Origin of the sequence: Sulfuricurvum sp. (assembly GCF_028710345.1) — a bacterium.
GTDB lineage: Bacteria > Campylobacterota > Campylobacteria > Campylobacterales > Sulfurimonadaceae > Sulfuricurvum.
Genome location: NZ_JAQTUH010000041.1, coordinates 1 through 4,220, shown reverse-complemented (window position 1 = coordinate 4,220; position 4,220 = coordinate 1). Strand labels below are relative to the sequence as shown.

At 36.3% G+C, this 4,220-nt stretch carries 5 protein-coding genes; 2 read left to right on the top strand and 3 right to left on the bottom strand.

The annotated features are described in order from the left end of the window. The first annotated feature begins 78 nt into the window (after window positions 1–78). Window positions 79–975: a hypothetical protein gene (locus PHC76_RS14795; RefSeq protein ID WP_300210741.1), complete on the top strand. Its 897-nt coding sequence runs from the start codon at window positions 79–81 to the stop codon at window positions 973–975. On the opposite strand, the gene PHC76_RS14790 is transcribed toward PHC76_RS14795, so the two are convergent. Genes PHC76_RS14790 through PHC76_RS14780 form a run of 3 tightly spaced genes read right to left on the bottom strand, consistent with a single transcriptional unit; the run spans window position 953 to window position 3,837 of the window. After that, window positions 953–1,408: a tetratricopeptide repeat protein gene (locus tag PHC76_RS14790; protein WP_300210739.1), complete on the bottom strand. Its 456-nt coding sequence runs from the start codon at window positions 1,406–1,408 to the stop codon at window positions 953–955. The genes PHC76_RS14795 and PHC76_RS14790 overlap by 23 nt on opposite strands. A gap of 3 nt (window positions 1,409–1,411) precedes the next feature. Beyond that, the gene (locus PHC76_RS14785) at window positions 1,412–2,392 is read right to left on the bottom strand and encodes a hypothetical protein (protein ID WP_300210738.1); all 981 of its coding nucleotides are present in this window, start codon (window positions 2,390–2,392) and stop codon (window positions 1,412–1,414) included. Between the two features lie 32 nt (window positions 2,393–2,424). Then, on the bottom strand, window positions 2,425–3,837 hold the full coding sequence (locus tag PHC76_RS14780) for a hypothetical protein (protein WP_300210736.1): 1,413 nt from the start codon (window positions 3,835–3,837) through the stop codon (window positions 2,425–2,427). 107 nt (window positions 3,838–3,944) lie between these two features. Between PHC76_RS14780 and PHC76_RS14775 the strand changes: the two genes are divergently transcribed. Further along, window positions 3,945–4,199, top strand: a complete 255-nt coding sequence (locus tag PHC76_RS14775; protein ID WP_300210734.1) for a helix-turn-helix transcriptional regulator — start codon at window positions 3,945–3,947, stop codon at window positions 4,197–4,199. Window positions 4,200–4,220: the final 21 nt, after the last annotated feature.

The following is a 4,220-nucleotide window of genomic DNA, read 5'->3' as shown; positions in this document are numbered from 1 at the left end:
GCCGGACGGCGGCTTAATCCGTTCATGATATTTTTATGAATTATAGGAGAGAAATTTATGCGGGGGAGTGTATATTATTTGTCAGCAGAACTCATAAAAGCACTGCTAGTTGAAGGCGCAAAAAAGATAGAACGCATCGATCCAAATCATCCGAATTTTCAGAAAATTGCATCGTACGGTACGGCTAAAACATATCGAGCTGTTTGGGAGAATTTTTTTCATTATTTACGCGAACATTGGAACGTCAAAGATCCTGAAATTATCACCGGTGATATGGTCTCTTCCTACATGGATTTCAAAGTTTTAAATCACCCAAGCAAACAATATTTGGAGAAGCTCAGCGCTTCCTTAGGGGCTCTGGAAAGAGCACTGAAATTTTATACCAAAAACAAATATGGCGCAGCAAAAGAATACGATTTTTCAGTACGGCAATTCATCTTAAATGAGTCAAGAAATTTGGATTTAGTAGCCGATAATTATCACAACCGCGCTTATGAAAATCCTGAGCTTTTGATCGAATCACTATCCGAACCTTTCCATCGCTTAGCTGCAAAAATTCAACTAAGTGGGGGCTGTAGACTCGAAGGAGTAAGCCTAATAAAAATTGATCAATTGCGGGGTATTCAATTTGATCCAATCACCTCTACAAATAAAACCGCTGTTTTTACGAAAGAGAAGGGAGGAAAGGGATCAGACATATTAATTTCTCATGAAATTTATGCAGAACTTCAAGAACATATTTCTATTCACAAACACTTCAAAATTGATCGCCAGAAATACTCTGCTGACATTCGAGAAACGTGTAAAAAATTAGGTATTCCAGCAGAAGGTTCACATGCATTTAGATGGAATTTTGCGAAGCGTCGTATGATAGAATACTCTCGTACCGGTTACACATATGAGCAAAGTCTTCAAGCCGTGAGCTGGGAAATGAAACATAACCGGGCATCAATTACTGAGCATTATCTTGGTTAATTTTTTTTATTTTTTCTACAATCTGACATGCAGGTGGAAATTCTTGAGCACATGATTTTTCAAATAGTTGTCCCGCGTATGTATAATCGACATTGACACCCTCTCCGTTTACATACATTGCTGCCAGAGCATAGCAACTTGGTCCATAATTTTTTTCGCAGGCAGATTGGTAAAGTTTGATAGCTTTATTGGCATCTTTTTCAATACCGTTACCGTTTCGATAACATCCGGCCAATGCATCACATGATAGTGGTCCTGTACCATTGTTACAAGATTTAGTCAGATAAGGAATAGCATTTTTCATATCACCTTTCAACAATGCTGAGAATGATTCACTATCGCTAATATCATTGGCAAATAGATTGGCAATAGATATCCAAATACAGAAAACAACTATTTTTGGAAAGCTAATTTTTACAATTTTATTATTCATGTGTTACCGGTTTAGAATATATTTTTTTCCATCACATCTGCAACCGGAAATATCTTTTTGAATGTCACCAATTTTTGAAACAAATTGCCAGCCATCTTGTAAGACGTCTTCAATAGAGTTATACCCTGTAGAATCAAGGTTTTCGGTTGAACAAATTTGATCGCACTCTGATTTAGATTTATAGCTACTATGTACAACATATTGATCATATAGCACAAAAGTTTGCGTTCCTTTTCGATCACGTACTATTTTACGTGATTGTTGCAATTGTTCATCATGGAGATTTTTTTCTTGCTCTTGTTTTTTTCTTAAAATTGCTTGGTCTTGAAGTCGTTTTTGATAGTCTGAATCACTATTTTTAATTTCTGAATTAATTGTTACAATTTCATCTTGTGAGAAAAATGGTTCGGTAAGTCCTTTTAAAGTAGCAATATCATACCCAGCGCTAATAGTTAGATTTGTAGCTGGGAAAAACTCCTTAGAAGATTTATTGGAAGGAATTTCAAAATCCTTAGTTTTATATGTAAAATACGGGTAATTATTAATAATACAAGCACGATCAAACTCTCTATTGTCATATGGGAGTTTTGAATTGAATTTATCCCTCATTATTTGACTTGCTGTACTTGCATATCCATTATAAAAATTGACTTTATTATAATATTCATCTTTTGAAAGCATAGAGCCACCTTGCATCTTACAATATGCATCAAGACTTTCTGTTCTTAGATGCAAAGCATCCGTTACACTTTTTGTAGTGAAATACTTCATATTAATACTTGTATCACTAACAATATCGAAAGTATAAATACTTCCTGATTTTTTAGCTTTGTAGTTTTGACTTTCACAATAGTTTTGAAACGTCATTGTTTGTAATTGTTCATGTGTTAAAACTGCTGGAGCTGCCGGTCTTCCTCCACAGCCTGAAAAAACAAACAAACCAAATAATCCTATTGCAGTTGATATCTGACCTAAAATACGCATTTACTTAATCTCCATGAAATTTTTGATATTCATTACTTGCTGCACCCAAACGTTTCTTTACCCGCAAATTGATTACCCCGTGTATAGATCATATTGGTGATACAGCTTGAGCCAACACCTTGGCGTGTACATGTAGCCGTATAGTTATCTACACCCAGTTGCGCTCCACCGTAAGCTCCGCATTGGACCACTAATGCTTGTTTCGCATTGATCATTTTTTGAGGGAGACGAGATATCGAGCCTAAAGTCCAATTTGGATCTGTAATATTGGTTGCTTTTCCGTTGATGATCATGTAATTTCTAAGTCCGACGGAACTGTATGGCTCTTGAATGTTTACTAATACACCACCGTTATCAAACCCATAAACCGTAGAAACAAGCTTTCTATTGCCAATGTTCTTCTCTGAAGTAACACCTATAGGCATTTGACTGCTTGCGATTGCGAATTCCTCTACAGGATCAGGTAGTGAATTTATGTGTGAAGATTGAGTGTCACCAATATACCAATCCGGCAAAGTGTCTTTTGAAACAACAGTAGTATTTATGGATGGATGAGTGATCGTAAAGGGGTGATCTACATCAATACATGCCGTATCGCGTTTTGCTTCAAGCATTACAATATCAGTTCGCTTTAATTTGCGTGTCCCGGTGATCGTCGTACCGCCGGAAATATTACAATAATCTCTGAGCATTTTTTCATATCTTCCGCTCATATCATCTTTGAGTATTAATTTATTTCCTTTACTGCCATCTATGTAGTTTGCATACAGTTCATCGACAGATTTGATAGAGGATTCACGCTTGTAAGATATCTTTTTGACAGGCTCTTCAAACGTAACATTGATGTACTCCGGACTGTTTTGCCCATTGATTATTTTTGATTTCGCAGTAAATAAAATCCGCTCCGTCTCTGGAACCTTACAAGTGACATTGTAATAGTTGTCCGCAGAGTGAAGTACGTCCGTATCTATAAAATATCCCTTTTGAAATCTTTCGCTATTTAAGAGGGTGTTTTGAATTTCCCGCCATGTGATAATGTAGGCATCCGATGTATTTTTTGTTTTAAGATCAGGCTCAAGGTATTTTCTTTTTTCTTCAGGCGTCATTTTTTGCAATACCTCTGTCTTAAAGCTGTTTTTGCTAACAATGTCGCCGTAGCGATCTTTTGTTTCATAGTAAATATCTCCGCCATTGGCTAAACAGTTCCGCTCCAATAAGTGCTGCGCTTCACTACTAAATGAATATTCAGGTCTACGACCTTGAAGATCCATAAGTCCAGCTCTTATTGGGGAATAAATTGTTAAAACATTTTGCGAATCATTGGACAGCTCAATTGCATTATCGAATTTATCAAATTGGGCGATGATCGAATCACTGATGGTTGTTTGATCGGCGAATGATACCGTCGATATAAGTAGAGATAAAACAATTTTTTTATTAACCATATGAGGGTTCCTTTAGGGTAAAGAATCTTTTACATAGTAATCACTATTTGAGTGATGAGTATAACATAAGTACACTGTAGATAGTAATTACTATTTATGGAGACCTTTTGAAAACTGTCGATGACATTAACGAAACTGACATTGACAATCTCCATATCCGAATAGGGATGAATGTGAAGAAATACCGTGAACTGCGCGGTATAACACAGCTTCAGCTCTCTTTAGCCATGAATCTAAAATCACCCGGATTGATTTCACAAAGCGAACTCTATCTTGGTAAACAGCACTTCAACATCAAACATCTCTATCAACTGGCTTATATTCTTGAATGCAACATCACCGATTTTTTTGAAGAGAATTAAGAGGCGTTAAGCCTCTTATCT